Annotated in this window: 18 protein-coding genes and 1 other RNA gene; 4 read left to right on the forward strand and 15 right to left on the reverse strand. The window is 46.6% G+C overall.

The window, feature by feature from the left end:
* Positions 1-6: 6 nt before the first annotated feature.
* Entirely contained in the window at positions 7-1,374 is a 1,368-nt protein-coding gene (locus tag DBT50_RS07805; RefSeq protein WP_111852109.1) for an HD domain-containing protein, read from the forward strand.
* 84 nt (positions 1,375-1,458) lie between these two features.
* On the opposite strand, the gene DBT50_RS07810 is transcribed toward DBT50_RS07805, so the two are convergent.
* Positions 1,459-2,610 (reverse strand): pyridoxal phosphate-dependent aminotransferase, encoded by a 1,152-nt coding sequence (locus tag DBT50_RS07810; protein ID WP_111852108.1) that lies wholly within the window; start codon positions 2,608-2,610, stop codon positions 1,459-1,461.
* A 184-nt stretch (positions 2,611-2,794) separates the two neighbouring features.
* On the opposite strand from DBT50_RS07810, the gene DBT50_RS07815 reads away from it, so the two are divergent.
* Together DBT50_RS07815 and DBT50_RS07820 are read left to right on the forward strand one after the other, a co-directional pair.
* Complete coding sequence (locus tag DBT50_RS07815) at positions 2,795-3,817, forward strand: hypothetical protein (protein ID WP_111852107.1); 1,023 nt, start codon at positions 2,795-2,797, stop codon at positions 3,815-3,817.
* A 2-nt stretch (positions 3,818-3,819) separates the two neighbouring features.
* Positions 3,820-4,920, forward strand: coding sequence for an NAD(P)/FAD-dependent oxidoreductase (locus tag DBT50_RS07820; protein WP_111852106.1), 1,101 nt, complete (start codon positions 3,820-3,822; stop codon positions 4,918-4,920).
* 606 nt (positions 4,921-5,526) lie between these two features.
* Here DBT50_RS07820 and mscL read toward each other — a convergent pair.
* The 6 genes from mscL to DBT50_RS07850 are packed head-to-tail and all read right to left on the reverse strand — an operon-like array spanning position 5,527 to position 9,327.
* On the reverse strand, positions 5,527-5,895 hold the full coding sequence (mscL, locus tag DBT50_RS07825; protein ID WP_064292603.1) for a large conductance mechanosensitive channel protein MscL: 369 nt from the start codon (positions 5,893-5,895) through the stop codon (positions 5,527-5,529).
* Between the two features lie 29 nt (positions 5,896-5,924).
* On the reverse strand, positions 5,925-6,962 hold the full coding sequence (locus DBT50_RS07830; protein WP_111852105.1) for a YdcF family protein: 1,038 nt from the start codon (positions 6,960-6,962) through the stop codon (positions 5,925-5,927).
* Positions 6,959-7,861 carry a 16S rRNA (cytidine(1402)-2'-O)-methyltransferase gene (gene rsmI / locus DBT50_RS07835; protein WP_111852104.1) on the reverse strand — a complete coding sequence of 301 codons (903 nt, stop codon included), beginning with the start codon at positions 7,859-7,861 and terminating at the stop codon, positions 6,959-6,961. The genes DBT50_RS07830 and rsmI overlap by 4 nt, the downstream gene beginning before the upstream one ends.
* 4 nt (positions 7,862-7,865) lie before the next feature.
* Entirely contained in the window at positions 7,866-8,186 is a 321-nt protein-coding gene (locus tag DBT50_RS07840; protein ID WP_111852103.1) for a GIY-YIG nuclease family protein, read from the reverse strand.
* 19 nt (positions 8,187-8,205) lie between these two features.
* Positions 8,206-8,949 carry a tRNA1(Val) (adenine(37)-N6)-methyltransferase gene (locus DBT50_RS07845; protein ID WP_111852102.1) on the reverse strand — a complete coding sequence of 248 codons (744 nt, stop codon included), beginning with the start codon at positions 8,947-8,949 and terminating at the stop codon, positions 8,206-8,208.
* Positions 8,950-8,961: 12 nt separating this feature from the next.
* Positions 8,962-9,327, reverse strand: a complete 366-nt coding sequence (locus DBT50_RS07850; RefSeq protein ID WP_111852101.1) for a DNA replication initiation control protein YabA — start codon at positions 9,325-9,327, stop codon at positions 8,962-8,964.
* A gap of 194 nt (positions 9,328-9,521) precedes the next feature.
* Between DBT50_RS07850 and DBT50_RS07855 the strand changes: the two genes are divergently transcribed.
* Positions 9,522-10,313 carry a GNAT family N-acetyltransferase gene (locus DBT50_RS07855; RefSeq protein WP_111853291.1) on the forward strand — a complete coding sequence of 264 codons (792 nt, stop codon included), beginning with the start codon at positions 9,522-9,524 and terminating at the stop codon, positions 10,311-10,313.
* A gap of 61 nt (positions 10,314-10,374) precedes the next feature.
* On the opposite strand, the gene holB is transcribed toward DBT50_RS07855, so the two are convergent.
* The 8 genes from holB to DBT50_RS07895 all read right to left on the reverse strand — a co-directional run bounded on the left by holB (position 10,375) and on the right by DBT50_RS07895 (position 17,030).
* The gene (holB, locus tag DBT50_RS07860) at positions 10,375-11,388 is read right to left on the reverse strand and encodes a DNA polymerase III subunit delta' (protein ID WP_111852099.1); all 1,014 of its coding nucleotides are present in this window, start codon (positions 11,386-11,388) and stop codon (positions 10,375-10,377) included.
* A gap of 17 nt (positions 11,389-11,405) precedes the next feature.
* Entirely contained in the window at positions 11,406-12,047 is a 642-nt protein-coding gene (tmk, locus tag DBT50_RS07865; protein ID WP_111852098.1) for a dTMP kinase, read from the reverse strand.
* A 13-nt stretch (positions 12,048-12,060) separates the two neighbouring features.
* Entirely contained in the window at positions 12,061-12,657 is a 597-nt protein-coding gene (gene recR / locus DBT50_RS07870) for a recombination mediator RecR (RefSeq protein ID WP_013669471.1), read from the reverse strand.
* An 83-nt stretch (positions 12,658-12,740) separates the two neighbouring features.
* The gene (locus tag DBT50_RS07875) at positions 12,741-13,055 is read right to left on the reverse strand and encodes a YbaB/EbfC family nucleoid-associated protein (protein WP_111853290.1); all 315 of its coding nucleotides are present in this window, start codon (positions 13,053-13,055) and stop codon (positions 12,741-12,743) included.
* Positions 13,056-13,079: 24 nt separating this feature from the next.
* On the reverse strand, positions 13,080-15,005 hold the full coding sequence (gene dnaX / locus DBT50_RS07880; RefSeq protein WP_111852097.1) for a DNA polymerase III subunit gamma/tau: 1,926 nt from the start codon (positions 15,003-15,005) through the stop codon (positions 13,080-13,082).
* A gap of 169 nt (positions 15,006-15,174) precedes the next feature.
* Positions 15,175-15,261: signal recognition particle sRNA small type (gene ffs, locus DBT50_RS07885), an RNA gene on the reverse strand.
* Positions 15,262-15,309: 48 nt separating this feature from the next.
* A complete protein-coding gene (gene tadA, locus DBT50_RS07890; RefSeq protein ID WP_111852096.1) occupies positions 15,310-15,798 on the reverse strand; it encodes a tRNA adenosine(34) deaminase TadA in 489 nt (162 codons plus the stop codon).
* A gap of 287 nt (positions 15,799-16,085) precedes the next feature.
* Positions 16,086-17,030 carry a 2-dehydropantoate 2-reductase gene (locus tag DBT50_RS07895; protein ID WP_111852095.1) on the reverse strand — a complete coding sequence of 315 codons (945 nt, stop codon included), beginning with the start codon at positions 17,028-17,030 and terminating at the stop codon, positions 16,086-16,088.
* Positions 17,031-17,057 lie beyond the last annotated feature (27 nt).

Consider the following 17,057-nt stretch of genomic DNA (forward strand, 5'->3'; position numbering starts at 1 on the left):
TTATTTATGTCTTTTGAACAAGCTAACCGCCGGATCCGGGAAAAAGTCTTCCGTGACCCGGTGCATGGTTATATCCATATCCAACACCAAATCTTTTTAGACCTTATTAACACCAAGGAATTCCAACGCCTGCGCCGGGTTAAGCAATTAGGCACGACCAGCTTTACCTTCCACGGAGCTGACCACACTCGTTTTGCCCACTGCCTGGGGGTGTATGAAATTGCCCGCCGGATTGTTAACCAGTTCCAACGCAACTATCCTAGTCAAGAGCCAGGCGATGGCTTGTGGGATGACCAAGAACGTTTAGTGGTTCTTTGTGCCGCTATCCTCCATGATATTGGCCACGGCGCCTTCTCCCACACCTTTGAAAAACTTTTCGGTACTGACCATGAAGCGGTCACCCGGGCCATCATTACCTCCCCTGAGACCGAGGTCAACCGAATCTTGACTACCGTTTCTCCTGATTTTCCCAATAAAGTGGCTGCCGTCATCAACCACAGTTACCCCAACCCCCAAGTGGTCCAACTGATTTCGAGCCAATGCGACGCCGACCGGATGGACTATCTCTTAAGAGATTCCTACTTTACCGGGGCTGAATATGGGGCCTTTGACCTCAAGCGGATCTTGCGGGTCATGCGGCCTTACCAGGGTGGGATTATGTTTGACTATGCCGGCATGCATGCGGTGGAAGACTATATTGTCAGCCGTTATCAAATGTATATGCAGGTCTACTTCCACCCGGTTTCTCGGGCCATGGAAATGATCCTCAACCGCCTCTTGAAACGGGCTAAGGACCTCTACCAAGACAATCCCAAGTACTTTATCAAGCACTCTCCACTCTTGGTACCCTTTTTGAAAAATGAGTGGGACCTCACCGACTATCTCCATGTTGATGATGGTGTGATGGAAACCTACTTTCAACATTGGATCTTAACGAGTGATGACCCGATTCTGGTTGACTTGTCCAAACGTTTCATCAACCGCAAACCCTTTAAATCGGTCACCTTTGACTCCAACACTCAAGCAGAAACTGCCCAAGTCCTCCAAGAGAAGATCGGACAAATGGGCTACGACATTAACTACTATACTGCCTATAACAGTAACTACGACCTGCCCTATGACCTCTATGATCCCAGCCAAAAGAATCCCCGGACCCAGATTGAATTATTGGAAAAAGACGGAACCATCATTGAACTATCGGAAGCCAGTCAACTGATCCGAGCCTTTACTGGCCAAGAACTGGGTGATGAACGCCTTTACTTCCCTAATGAACTCTACTACGGGAAGAACCATGACAAGATCAGCCTCTTTGAACCTGATTTAAAGGCTATCCATGACATGACCAAGACCGGTAAGTTAAAAGCCTTAGATTAGTTTAACCAGTTAAAAAAGCCTTCCCCACTTGAAGCGGGAAGGCTTTTTTTTAGCTTATAGTTTCATAAGCTGCTATCACAAGCTCTAGTTGAGTTGATCAACAAAGTTCTTTAAACGTTTCAATCCTTCTTGAATGGATTCGTAAGAAGAGGCGTAGGAGAAACGAACGTAGCCTTTACCGGCATTACCGAAGGCGAAGCCTGGAATCACCCCTACCTTGGCCTTATGGGCGAGGTCAAGGGCAAATTGTTTGTCATCACCATTATATGATTCTGGTGCCTTGATAAAGATATAGAAGGCTCCAGCTGGGTGAACGAATTCTAAACCAATCTTAGGTAATTCTTCTAAGAGCAGGTCGCGGCGACTCTTAAATTTATCACGGGCTTCCACGACAAAGTCATCACAGTCATTATAGGCAGCTATGGCCCCATGTTGATCAGGGGTAGACACGCTGGTAACCATGGTTTGGTGGGAAACCAAACCTTGAGTCACATAGCCATCAGGCATGTGGATGAAACCAATCCGAAGTCCGGTCATGGCGTAACTCTTGGAAGGGCCATTGAGGTAGATGGTTTGGTTGGGGATTTCATTGTAGATGGAATAATGGTCTTGGTCATAGATCATGTCTGAATAAATTTCATCACTAATGACAAAGACATCATAGCGCTTAATCACTTCGGCTAATTCACGAATTTCATCCTTGGTATAGGTATTCCCAATCGGATTATTCGGGTAGTTTAAGAGGACTAAACGCGTCTCTGGGTTAGCATCCAAGCTCCGTTCCAAAGCCTTAGGGGTTAACTTGAAATCGGTTTGGCTGGTATCTAGGGTTACCAATTCTGCCCCCGCAATCGCTGCTGTCATTTCATAAAGGCCAAAGAAAGGAGAAGGAACAATAATTTTATCGCCTTCATTAATGAAAACATCCATAGCGATTTTTACAGCTTCGGTGACCCCATTGGTAATAATCACATTATCAGCTTTTAAATCAAGAGCTTGTGTTCGTTTAAAATAAGCAACGATGGCCTCGACCAATTCTTCCAGACCCTTAGCTGATGCATAGTGGGTCTTATTTTCATCTAGAGCCTTTTTGATGGCGTCTTTAACCGTTTCAGGGGCGTTAAGATCAGGTTCCCCGATTGTGAAGGGGAGTAGACCATCAATTTGGGCAAAAGTTTCAGCAAACTCGCGAATAATGGAGGGGGCTGTATTTAAGTAACGATGATTAATTTTCACAAAAATCCTTCCTTTCCTTTAGAAAACACAATAATTATAAATTTTTATTGATTATTATAGCATAGAAAATATGGAGTGGCGGAAAATATAAAAATTCGTCCTTATAGTTGAGGAGTAGCTATTTTGACCGACTTCCTTTAAAATATAGCTAATAATGATGCTTGTAAATAAAGGAGTAATAGACGTGTTTGAAACCAGTGAAGAAAAAGCAGCGCTAAAAAAAGAAAAAGACCAAGCTAGAAAGGTCTACCACAGCAATCAAAATCGGGCTAAAGACCTCGACCAACCTTGGCGGCAGTACTTCTTCCAATGCCAGGCCTATCTCTACACCCACGCCGAGCCCCAACTGACAATTGATGAAGACCTGAGCCAACTCCTTGACCGTTTGGAAGGGGCCCAAACCCGCCATCTCTTGCCCAAATACCTCTTCCCTAATGACGCCGAGGCTTATGCCCGTAAGATTATCAGAAAGCACCACTTAGTCACCATCCACGATCAACCCCACACCCTGACTAAGTACCTGTTACTCTTTCTAGTCATTTCTTATGGCTTTTACGCCCTCTTAATCTTTTTCCAAGGGTTCAATGCCTATCATTCTTGGGGACAGGCTTTAAATATGCCCCTGCCCCTTAGTGTCCTGGGCCTTTTGTTGGAACTTTTACTCTCCATCATGTTTATCTTTTTTGTGTTTCAATTTACTCGATCCAGTGACTACGGAGACGCTTGGAATGAAGGCTATAATTGGGTCTACTTAATCATTATTACCATCATTCTCCTCCTCATTGGCTTGGTTCCTTATTTTTCCTTACTTTACCAAGTCTTAGTCATCAAGCTCCCCATTTGGCTGGTCTTCCTCCTTATCCTGACTGTCAGTGGCTACTTAGTCTATGACCAGGCCTTGACGAGCCCAGGCAAGGACAAGCAAGAGCTGGATAATGACCAGGAAGAAGAAAGCGATGATGATGTCCGTCTGGCTAAGGGACACGCCCATGACTTAGAGGCTGATGACCTTGAAAATGAGGAGGACAGCACTAATCGAACAGGAATTTGGGAAACCTTACTCTTCAATACCCCGCTCATCAGCCGGGCTTCCTACCGGTCGCAAAAGAAAAAACGGGCCAAGGCTGAGAAAGAAGCCAAGCTCAAGGCCGCCCGCCAAGCAAAACATGACCAAGACAATGACGAAGATAAGAAAGGGGAAGATTAAGCATGAAAATAGCCATCATCGGTGGAGGAATTGTCGGTTCGGTAACCGCTTTCTATCTCAGCCAGACTGACCACCAAGTCACCCTCTACGATAGCGGGATTGGCCAGGCCACTAAGGCAGCAGCCGGTATTATCTGTCCCTGGTTCTCCAAACGTCGCAATAAGCCTTGGTACCGGATGGCCAACGCCGGGGCCCATTTTTACCCCCAATTGATCGCTGATTTAGCCCAAGCCGGCATCACTTCCCAAGCCTACCAAAAACGGACTACCTGGCTTTTGAAAAAGCGGGAAAAAATGATTGACGAACTCATGGCCATTGCCAACCGGCGTAAGGAAAACGCCCCTCTCATCGGCCAAATTCGGCGCCTAAAGCCTAGCCAAACCCAAGCTGCCTTAGCCCCTTGGGCCTATGACCAGGATCTGATTCAAATTGATTCTGGGGCGGCTGTCATTGACGGCGACTTGCTCTGCCAGGAGCTCCTCAACGCCGCTCAAGATAAGGGATTAACCGTCATCCCTGAAGCAGTCTCCATTGACGCCATCAGCTCGACGGAGGTCAAGATCCAACAGCAAAGCTATGACCGGGTCATTATCGCAGCAGGCGCCTGGCTAGGAGAGATTCTGGCCCCTTACACAGAAAATGTGGATATCCGACCCCAAAAGGGACAACTCTTGGTCTACGACCATATCAGCCAAGCTGAACAATGGCCCCTGATTATGCCCGAGGGTCAAGCTGATATCATCCCCCACCAAGGTCAACGCCTCTTCTTAGGAGCTACCCATGAAAATGACCAAGGCTTTGACCTGAGTCCCAATCTCCAAGCCTTAGAAGAAATTATGACAACGGCTCAGGACTTACTACCTGCCATCGATTTCTCTGACTACCAAGCTATTAAGGTCGGCACCCGAGCCTATACCAGCGACTTTGCCCCCTTTTATGGGGCCCTGCCCAAGTATGACCATATTTATGTGGCTTCTGGCCTGGGCTCAAGCGGACTAACTACCGGCCCGATTATCGGCCACGAACTCGCCGCCATGGTCACCGGTCAAGACTTACAACTCGACCCTCAAGACTACCCGGTTGAGAACTATATATCTTTTTAAAAATAAATATACTTACCTAATAGTAGGCTTGAGCATTCGTTATGCTTTTGAAACTTCGTCGTTATAGAGCCATGGCATCGGTTCGGGCAGCTATAGCTCTTGAAGCAAGGCGACTTAGAGATATAGTTCAAGGTTGCGAAAGCAACGTTGCTACCTTTTTCTTCCCTCACCTAACGAGACTCAAATATCTCGTACGGCTAACGCCTACGATATAGCTACGCATACTGAATCCGTAACTCGCTTTGCTTCGAACGGCTTCAGCATAATTCGCTTCGAGTCGGGCTCGGTCTGGCAGCTTTCGTGTCACTTCACAAGTTCCCGCCGCAGTCTTGCAGACTGCTTTGGTGACTTGCTCCAGTGAACGAAAGCTTAGCGCCAGCCCTCACACCCTGATGCTTGCTGGTTCATGGCTAACGACTCGTTTCAAAGCGTCACTACTGCTCAAACTATATAAAAACAATTTTTTCAAAAATTAATTCCCCACCATAATATAAAAAATAGATAATAAAAGAAAACAAAAAGCGAAACTAGCCATTGGACTAGCTTCGCTTTTTATTTGCCTACAATAGAATGGATGGATCTCTTCCCGTCTGGAGTCCTTAGCTTCTATTTGTTCTTTAATAAATCACGGATTTCTGTTAATAGGACTTCTTCATTACTTGGCTTAGCTTCTTCAACTTTCTTTTCTTCATGTTTGAAGTGGCTAAAAGCCTTAACAATAAAGAATAGCACCAGGGCAATTAATAAGAAAGAAATAATAGCGTTAACAAAGTTCCCCACACCAAATGTGGCTCCGGCAACTTCAATACTATAAGCTGACAAGTCGATATTTCCTAAAATAATCCCTAATAATGGGGTTAAAATATCTTTAACCAGGGAGTTCACAATGGCAGTGAAGGCAGTCCCCATAACAACCCCGACAGCTAATTCAATCACATTACCCTTAGCGATAAAATCTTTAAATTCTTGTAGCATATCAATAGCTCCTCTCTTAGTAAATCATCTTAATCAAAATGAATATAATTGAGCCAACCAATCCCAAACATAACCACCGTCATCAATAAATGCAGCTTGCGGTGCATAAATAAGATGGCGACGAATTCTCGAATCCCATGTTTAAAGCTTTCCCTTAGGGTGGTTTTGGCCCCGAATCCGGTGACTTGGTAGAGTCCTTCCAGGTTGGCATAGAGTTGGCTGCGATAAAGGTGGAAAGCACTGGTAATAAAGGCAATATGGGCGCTCTTAACGGGTTGGATCCTCTCGATCAGTTGCTTACTGTAGGCAAAGTTACCATGGGTATTGGTGGCTTGGTCTTCTCGCCAAATCTTTTCCTCGGGGATGCCCTGGGCTTTCAAATACTGGGCCATGACATCAGCTTCTGAACAGTCACTATTTGCTACTGTGGCTGCTCCAGAAACAATGAGAATAGGAATATGGTGGTAGAGAAACTTCTGACGCCCCACATAGGCTAAACAGGCATCCAAACGCAACTTTAGCATCTTAGACACCGTGTTATCACTATTAAATAGACAGCCCAAGATAATAATATAATCCTGCTTGCGGTCATCCTCAATCAACCAGAGTCTTAGAGAATTGACCAGGAAATTAATCAAGAGTAAGACATAGTAAGCGACCACAAAGTCTAAAATATGCAGCCAATGCTTATCCGCCATCAATTCTGGGTTGAAGCGAACGTAATAATGCACAAGGCCCACCAGAATTAAGAAAACCGCCAGGCTCAGTCCAATCACCAGTTGGAGATAATTATGTTCTTCTTGAAAGAGGGATAAGGCATAGGTAAACATGGCTAGTCCAAAAATCAGGAGTAAGGAAGGGGCAATGTAATTCACAAAGACCTCTATCCCATGAAAGATGAAGGACAACCACTGGGATTCCGCAAAGTTGGGGTCCTTACCCATGGCGTAAAAAAGGATAATAAGTCCCAGACTAGCAATCCAGGAGTCCCACAAATTACGCGGGGCCAGGATAAAGAGTAATAAAGCGATGGCAAGAAGTAAGCCACCTCCTAGGTAGAAAATCATGGGGCCTCCCCACCGATTTCATGGTAGGCTTGGTAAACTTCTTGCTTCTTTAGCCCTTTATTCTTAGCCACTTTCTTAATGGCTTCCTTAGAGGAAAGTTTTTCTTCTTCCATCCACCATTCCACTTGGCCTTTGAGCGGCAGGTGGTCAATCCCTGCCTGTAACTGTTCCGCCGCTGACTTGGGATGGGGGTTGCCCTCAATATAGAAACAAATTTCCCCCTTGACGACGGGATTTTCCTGGTAATAAGCACGCAGTTCCGCCAAAGATCCCCGATTAAATTCCTCATAGGACTTGGTTAATTCCCGAACGACACAAGCTGGCCGGTCGGGGCCAAAAACCTCAATAGCTGTCTCAATGGTCTGGCTGATCCGGTAAGGAGACTCATAGATCATTAGCGTTTCCCCCGCATTTTGGTAGGCCCTTAATTGCTGACGGCGGTCCTTTGCCTTCTTGGCTAGGAAACCGATAAAGGTGAAAGCTTCACTATTTAAGCCACTGGCAATCAATCCGGTCAAAGCCGCATTGGCGCCTGGCAGGGGGATCACCCGAATACCCGCTTTGAGACAGGCCTGGACTAGTTCGCTACCTGGGTCCGAGATCACAGGCATACCAGCATCACTAACCTGGGCCAAGTTCTTGCCACTTTCTAAAAGGGAGAGAATTTCAGGGATCCGCTCCTGGGTATTGTACTTATGGAAGCTTTTTTGCGGTTTATCAATTTCAAAATGGTTCAATAACTTCTGGGTGTGGCGGGTATCTTCAGCCAGGATCAAGTCCACTGTTTTAAGGACCTTGAGGGCCCGAAAGGTCATATCCTCCAGGTTACCAATTGGGGTAGGCACCAGATAAAGATTGCCTTGACTCGCTTCACTGGCAAAACTTTTTTGTTGTTGCATGGACTCACCTTCTTTCTCTATTGTAGTCATCATCTAAACCGACGCGCTGGCAAGAAATACCTGGTCGGTAATGAAAGTCACTAACACCGTAAGCCTTTAGACGCTTAATCTTTTCGGCACGGGAAAATTGCTTAAAACGATACTCCGCCTGGGTCGCGGCTTGGCGACTAGAAAAAGCCTTGGCAAAGACCATGGCACAGGGTCGCCGGCTGGCTGGGCGGGTATACTTGGCTCCCTTGCCACGATTATGTTCTTCCTGGCGACGGTCAACATCGGTGGTATAGCCGGTATAGAGACTATCATCGTGACAGAGAAGCACATACATGTAGTGGCGAGGGTGGTTATTATCCTTGGTGGAGATAAGCCTTCACTTCTTCCGTATAAACATTGTCCTTGGTATAGACATAGAGGGGCGGAAGAACTTGCAGACCCTTTTCTTGACCCTGCTTCATAAAGTCAATTAAGAGGGTGTTGGCCGGCTTATCGGGCTTGGGGTGGACAAAACGCAAGCGCTTGGGAATGAGCCGGTACTTGAGTCCCGCTTGGATCATTTCAGTCAAGCGTTCCGGTCGGTGGACCAAGACTAAGCGCCCTCGCTCCTTCAATAAGGCTTGGCTCTGCTTGAAAATATCTTCCAAGGTCATGGCGATTTCATGACGGGCCAGAGCCTTTTTGTCATTAGGGTTAATCCAAGAGTCCGGGTAGACCTTAAAATAAGGCGGGTTACAGGTAATCACATTCACCGATTCCGGCTTGACCAGGCTAGTAGCGGATTTGATATTGCCGGTATGGATAGTGATTTGCTCTTCTAAATGATTTAAGGCCACCGACCGTCTAGCCATATCAGCTAGTTCGGGCTGGATTTCAATAGCTTCGATGGGTGCATCGGTCATGGCTGATAAGATCAAAGGGATGGCCCCATTACCAGAGCAGAAGTCGACAATTCTTTGCTTTTTGGTCTTTCTCACCCGGGCAAAATAGGCTAAAAACAAGGCGTCTGTCGACAAGGAAAAAGTATCATCACTTTGGATGATCTCCCGGTCAAATTGGCTTAATTGATCAATGCGCTCATTGGCTAATAGCGTCATCCAATCCCCTTCCTAACGCTTACCTTCCATGCCATAAAGAATATCTAAGCAAAACATACATTGCTCAGCATTTTCTCGTCTTTGGCCATAGGAAATATTACATATATGAAAGCCATCTTCATAAATATTTAAGAGGTTCTGTAAGGCAGGAGAGCGTTGCCCATCCTTTTCTTCGGGAGCAACCTCCTTCTCTTCCGGCTGGTCATTGGCTAATAATTGGTTGACCCGTTCTCTTAAATAATGATTTTCCATCTGTAGGTCTTGATTTTTGATTAATTCTTTACCCCACTCATCGATAATTGTCTCTAGTTCGGTCTGCATTTGGCCCAGTTGCTCGCTGAGGGTATTGAGGCGAGTGACAATATCTCTTGTCTCCATACTATCATTCCTTATTACATATTCTGATAGACCATTAAACTCAAAACCTATTTTATCATAATTCTATTTTTTTCGATGGCAGAGACTGAAGTTTTTTATGGCTTTTTAAAGTCAGGAAAAAATCAAGCCACTCGTATTCTCATATGGGCTTTTTTCCAGTAGACTAAGGATAAAATCAGCAAGAAGGAGCAAGTATGTTAGACTTTAATGCCACTTACCATTGGATCAGTCACTATGAGGATAATGAACTCTACCAAATCTTTGCCAATCAAGCGGCCCGCCATGTCCCGCTCAGTAACTTCATGGCCCTCGATTTTAACCCAGGTCTGGACGAGTGGTTGATCCTCGAGGAACAATATATGGATTACGCCAGTGAATTTGACCTGCCAGAAATCAATATCCACTTCCCTATGAACCAAGGGGTTGATGATGAACTCTATGCCTATCTCTCTGATGCTGGCTACCAGTTGGCCATCACTGAGCTGGTTAGTCTCGAAAACTACCAATGCCCCCAAAATAAAAGACAGTCGCCTCAACTTGAGCTCGAAGAAATTAAGTCCGACAGCCTCCCCGCCTTTCTAGCCTTCCAGGCCTACTATGACAAGGACTATGGCTTGCCCTACCAAGAGGAAATGCAGGGCTACTACCAAGAAGCCTTCCTTAAGGACAATATTCACCAGGTTGCCGTCTTTGACCAGGGGCAAGTCATCGCTGCTATGCAAGTGATCCTTTCCCGCTACTACCTAGAGATTGACCACCTGACTGTAAGTGAGGACTGGCAGAAACAAGAAATTGGGCGCTGGCTGGTCGAATGGGCCTATGACCAGGCTCAGCAGGCTGACAAGAAACTGATCTTAATCTGTGACGCGGATAGTCCCGCCCGGCAATTCTATGACCACTTAGGTTTTATGGGTTTAGGATTTGAATTAGCCTTCTCCCGTCCAATTGATTCAGACTTTAAAAAGCAATTTTACTTTCAAGATTAGAAACTATAAAAAAGCGCTTCTGGCAAATTTTCGAACTTACCAGGAGCACTTTTTCTCTGCTTTATAGGTATTTTTTCTCTAAGTTCCAGGCTTCTAGAACAAAGTATTCCAAGCTGGCCTGGGGACTGACATTTTGCTTGATCATTTTTTGCGCCTTGGTCACTAATTTTAGCAGGTCAAGGAATAAGCCCTCTGGGTAGGCCTGGTATTTGGCCTGGCGGTTGGTCTTCAGATCGGGGCGGACGAGAACCTGGTCTAGGGTTTCCTGATCACTTTGACTCTTAATTAAGAGACAATCCCTGAGTAAGAGAGTCAAGAGCTGCAAGAGGAGCTGGTTGTCCTGGCGGCTGCGGGAGAGCTTCATCCAATCGGTGGCTACCATGGTAAAGGCGCGCCCGTCTCTAGCCACAATCAGCTGGAGCCACTGGTCCAGGCGCTGGCACTGGTCATGGAAGACCTGGTTGTCATTTAGAGCCAAGGCGCTATCCAAGTCCGTCGTCAACCAGGCAATGATTTGGGCCTGGGCTTTGCCAATCCCATGATCAACAAAGAGACGGACGGCTTGGTCAACCGCTAGGGAGGGAAAGTGGATCACCTGGCAGCGGGATTGGACAGTTGGTAAGATCGTCTCCCGATTATTGGTCAAGAGGAAGATGTAGACATCTTGGTGGGGTTCTTCCAGAAATTTCAACAAGGAATTGGCCGCTTGCACGGTCATGGATTCGGCTGCCTCAATCACAAAGACCTTGACCCGGCCTTCTAAACCAGTCAGGGATAGGTTGTGCTTGAGCTCACGGATTTGGTCAATTTTAATACTGTTAGCGTCCTTGGTCAGCCATTCCACATCACTATGGTCACCCCGGATCACCCGCTGGCAATGGTCACACTGACCACAGGGCTTGTCTTCTTGACTGCAAAATAAAGCCGCTGCCAAAAAAATGGCCATGTCGGCTTGGCCAGAACCCGCATTGCCCTCAAATAAATAGGCATGGGCTAAGCGGCCATTCTGGATGACTTGGCGCATCAACTGGGCCAGTTGGCTTTGTTTTTCTTCAATGGCAAAGGCTTGCGTCATTAGGGCTGTCCTTTCTACTAGGAAAAAAATTGGGGAAAACGTTGGCGGATCAACTCATAAGCGGTCGCTTGCATGACCTCAGCGGGTTGGCTAGCATCAATGGGAACAATCCGGTCCGGGTTTTCTTTCAAGAGGTCTTGGTAGCCTTGGACGACCCGGCGGTGAAAAGCGATGGATTCTTGGTCCAAGCGGTTAATTTCATTAGTCCGGCCGGCTTCAATCCGGGCAATGCCCTCCTCAGCGGAAATATCACAATAGAGGGTTAAATCGGGCAGTAAGCCATCGATCGCAAATTCATTGATCAACTGAACAGCTTGGCCCCCAAGTTTGCGGCCATAACCTTGGTAGGCAATGGAACTATCCACATAGCGGTCACAGAGGACCATGTTTCCAGCAGCTAGGGCAGGACGGATCTTTTGGGCCAGGTGCTGGGCACGACTCGCCGCATAAAGCAAGGCCTCCGACCGGGCATCGAGTTCAGTATTAGCTGGGGAGAGGATAATGTCACGAATTTCTTCAGCGATCCGGTCTCCCCCCGGCTCCCTAGAAAAAATCGGAGCCTGTTTTAAGTCTTGGTCCAAACGTGCCTTGAGTCCCTTGATTAAGGTAGTTTTTCCTGATCCATCCGGTCCTTCAAAGCTGATAAATACACCTGGCATCCTAATCCTCCCCTTAGAGTTCCTGACGGCCATCAAGGGCCCGCATCAGGGTCATCTCATCCGCATATTCAATGTCACTACCCACCGATAGTCCATAAGCAATCCGACTGACCTTGATTTGGGCGGGCTTGATTAACCGGGCCAGATAGGTAGCCGTCGCCTCACCTTCAGCGGTCGCATTAGTCGCAATAATGACTTCTTGAATCTGGGTATCCTGCAAACGTTGCAAAAGCGAGCGGATATTTAAGTCATCCGGTCCGGTCCCATCCATAGGTGAGAGGACGCCATGAAGAACATGATACTTGCCGTGGTAGTTTTGCATTCTTTCCATGGCCATCACGTCACGGGCCTCTTCAACCACCATCAGCACCGACCCCTCCCGGTCATTATCCCGGCAGATTAAACACGGGTCTTCCTGGGTCACATTACCGCAGACCGAACAGGTAGTCATTTCCTGCTTGACCCGGTTCAAGGCCTCAGCAAAGTCATTCACATCGGCCTGGTCCATATCCAGGACAAAAAAAGCTAAACGGGCCGCTGTTTTGGCCCCAATCCCGGGTAATTTCTTGAAGCTATCGATCAAGCGCGCGATCGGTTCGGGATATTGCATGGTTTCAACTCCTTCTAAATAAAAAAGTGGGAAAATCTTCAGACTGCTTGGGCCTGAGCTCCCCCACTTCTTAAAGCAAGTTCCTAGAAGCCGGGAAAGCCTTTAGAAAGGTTTCCCATATTCGATTCTTGAGCACTATCCACCTTACTTAAACCGTCATTGACTGCCGCAATGAGGAGGTCACTCAGCATGTCAGGGTCTTCAGGATCAATAACGGCTGGATCCATTTCAATAGCCTTAACCCGGCGGTCGCCGCCTACCTTGGCTTTAATCATGCCTGAAGGTTCCTTGCCTTCAAAGACTTGTTTTTCCAAGTCCTTTTGGGATTCTTCTAATTTTACTTGCATTTTTTTAGCTTCTTTGAGCATTTTTTGCATGTTCATCATATTGTTTGCCATTTGATTTCCTCTTTCCTTCTTTGATTAATCATTGCTGAGGGTAACATTATCATTATCCGCCCCAAAGAGATCAGCCATGGTTTGGGTAAGCGGATCTTGAGCTTGCTGGTCTTCCTGTGATAGCCAAGCCGAAGAGGACTCCTCTTGTGGAAGTGGCTGATCAGCTTCCTGGGTCACAGGAGCTTCAGTTTCTTGGGAAGCGACTGGACTTGTCGGACTATCGGCTTGGCTGGCCTCACTATTTTCTTTTTCGGCTTGGGACTGGATCAGTTCATCCTTGCGGCCTTCATGGTAGGCCTTGACATAACGCCCCCGAGCCTCCTGCCATTGCTCACTTGTCATCACCAGCATCCGGCCGGGATGGTTGATTTGATTTTGTAAGTGGTTGGCAACGGTCTCTTGTAATTCTTTATCCTCAAAGACCCTTTGGCAGAAAATCTCATAGTCAAAACTCAAGACAAAAGCCTCCGGACTGGCAGCGACCGGCTCCGTTTGATGGAGGAGGGCCTGTTGAACGGTAGGAAGAGATTCAACCACCTGAGGCCAAACACTGGTGACCTGGTTGAGATCGGTCTTTGTGGCCTGGCTCAGAGTCTTATAGATAGCTGAATAGGCCGGCTTAAATTGCCCTTGGACCTTTTTTGGTCGCTTGTCACTTACCGGCTTAGCTTCCTCTTTAGCAGGGGATGGGCTTGCTGGAGAAGGGCCTTGCCCCCCTTTTACTTGGGCGATTTCTTGCTTTAGGGCTTGGACTTCTTGCTTTAATTGAGCTAATTGCTGAAATTCTCCATCACTTGGAGCCTGCATAGTCGCTCTAGAGGAATCGCTATCCCCTGCAGGCAGGTCGGCCAATTTAATGGTAGCCACTTCTAAATAAATATCGCCTTGGATAGCAAAACGGATATCTTCTTGGACCGAGCGAAATTCCTTCATCATTTGGTAAATCAAATCGCGGTCTAAGTTCTTGGCCAAGTCATAGAAAGACTGGTCATAGTTTTTCATCAGTTCCGTGTCTTTAGGCCCTTGACTTTGCTTAGCTAATAAGAGGTCGCGGGTAAAAAGCAGCATCTCTTCGACAAAACGGCTAGCTTCCCGGCCAGCTTGAAGGATCTGCCTTAGAACGGCCAAGGCTTGGTCAGTATCGCCTTGGCCTAGAGCTTCAACGTAGGCAATTTTTTGCTCATCGCTTAAAATCCCCGTCACTTGCCGGGTCATGGCCGTGGTAATCTCGCCTTGGGAGAAAGAAATCACCTGATCCAACAAACTCAAAGCATCCCGCATGCCCCCATTGGCATCTTGGGCAATTAATTCCAAGGCCTCAGCTTCATAAGTAACCCCTTCTTGACCTAAGATATAGGCCATCCGGTCCTTAATGGCTTGGTTAGACAGCCGCTTAAAGTCAAAACGTTGGGTCCGGGAAATCACTGTCGCCGGAATTTTATGGGCTTCAGTTGTCGCTAAGATGAAGATGACCCGGCTGGGTGGCTCTTCCAAGGTTTTTAACAGGGCATTAAAGGCCCCGGTTGAGAGCATGTGGACTTCATCAATAATGTAGACCTTGTAGTTCGCTTCGGTAGGCGCATAGCGGACCTTGTCACGGATATCACGGATTTCCTCCACCCCATTGTTAGAGGCCGCGTCGATTTCAATCACATCTGCCAAGCGGCCTTCAGTAATGGCCTGACAGAGGTGACATTCATTACAAGGCTCACCAGCATTCTGATTAGGGCAGTTAATCGCCTTAGCAAAAATTTTGGCAGCGCTGGTCTTTCCAGTTCCCCGTGGCCCATTAAACAAATAGGCATGGCTGGTCTTATCTTGATTAATGGCGTTCTTCAAGGTCCTTGAAACCGCTTCTTGGCCGACAATATCAGCAAAGGTCTGCGGCCGCCACTTCCGGTATAAAGCTTGATAACTCATCATGGCCTCCCTTCCTTCATTCTCAACCATTATAACCAAATCCCCCCTAGATATCCACGGATGAGATAAAATAGTTCCCGCTCAGATAAGTAGTCAAAGCCAGTTTTTTTAGGCAAGCTTCTAGGGATTAGGGGCAAATTCTTAGTCATTTTTTTGAAAATAAAAAAGTTGGAACTTCTGTCCCAACCTTGAATAAGTGCATAACGTACAACACAAGACAAGCAATGCTTATAGCTGCTTCCTTCCGGATCTGACTCGGTTCACATCCTTGCCTTTGTCGTACGGTCTTTCGACAAAGTATATACTAGCATGTTTTCGACTAAGTTGTCAAACTCTAAGGTCTGGGTTTACGGGAAGCGGCTTTACGACGCTTACGCAGGGCCTTAAAAAAACTTTTTAGGAGTTGACTGCATTCCTCTTCCCTTAGACCACTGACTAAGTCAACTTGGTGGTTGAGCCTAGGATCTTGGACCAAGTTCATCAAGGATCCACACGTTCCCGCCTTAGGATCACTGGCCCCAAAGTAGAGGCAGCGAATCCGACTCAGGACAATGGCCCCACTGCACATGCTACAAGGCTCTAAAGTGACATAGAGGTCAACATCATTCAAGCGCCAATTATTTAAGTAGCGGTTGGCCTGACGGATGGCCTGCATTTCGGCATGGTCTGTGGCATCTTGACTTTGTTCCCGTAAGTTATAGCCCCGTCCAATCACCTGGCCCTGGTAGACAGCTACTGCACCAATCGGCACTTCATCTAATTCCTGGGCCTTCTTGGCCTGGTCAATGGCCGCCTGCATAAAGTCATCTGCCCGCTCATCCATGGCTCACCCTCCTTTCTCTTTCCTTTCCCTTGATTATAAGCAATATTTATCGACAAGGGCAAGCAAATAATATCAATATGCATTCGTTCTGCTTTTAAAATTTAGTCGTTAAAAAGCCATGGCACCGGTTCGGACCAAGGTTCCTCACCTAGCGAGCTTCATGGCTAAGGCCTAACTTTCAAAGCGCCACTACTGCTCTAAACTATCTTTCCCAAATATATAATAACTTTCAATAAACTAAAAAGTCCTCCAACCTTTCAAAAGATCAAAGAGGACTTCAATTAAGATTATTTTGCACCGAGTAATTGTTCTTTGGTATGAACTAGACTGGTTAAGAATTGGTTGTAAGGGGTTGGTACATTGAGTTTCTTACCCTTTTTAGCCACGGCTCCATTGATATAATCGATTTCAGTCAGGCGCTTATTGGTGATCAAGTCTTGGTACATGGATGGGAAGTGGCCACCAATAGTTTCGCGGTTGAAGCATTCGCCCACGTGTTCAATCATTTCATCCAGGTCCATTTCCACACCCTCTGCATTCGCCACGTCAACCACTTCTTTGACTAATTGATTAATGAGGTCGTGGGAAGCTTGGGCGTCTCCCAAGTCAGCCATATTACATTCTAAAATTGTACAGAGGCCGTTCATAGTTGCATTAACGCAAACCTTCTTGTAGATCAGGTAGAAAATTTCTTTTTCATAAACCCCATTCAGACCCACTTCATCGAGTAAAGCCACGATGTCTTTAGCAGCAGCTGCCGCCTCTTCGCTTTTACCCAGGTTAAGGAGATTAACATAGCCATTACCGAATAATTTCGGACGGCCAGGGCCTTCTAAACCAGCGGTCCACATGGTGTTTCCTAAGACAATTTGTTCATCATCAAAATATTTACGGAGGATATCATCATAACCAATCCCGTTCATCAGACATAAAACCTTAGTTTGGTCTGTTACAATGGAGCGAGTTGCTTGGATAGCATCCTCCAATTGCATGGCCTTGGTAAAGACAATCAGTAAGTCTGCCTTCAAGTCCGGATCAAAGTCATCAATTGGATAAATATCAATGTCCACTTGGACCTCTTCTCCGTTATAGTTGGCACGGATACCGTGTTCACGAATGGCTTCAATATTTTTATCCCACCCGTCGAGTAAGGTAACATCTTTGCCGGCTTTTTTTAACATTAACCCAAAACGGGAACCCATACCACCGGCACCTAATATAACAATTTTCATCGTTTTTCCTCCTTCACTGTTTGTCAA

The sequence above is a fragment of the Aerococcus tenax genome, from assembly GCF_003286645.3.
GTDB lineage: Bacteria > Bacillota > Bacilli > Lactobacillales > Aerococcaceae > Aerococcus > Aerococcus tenax.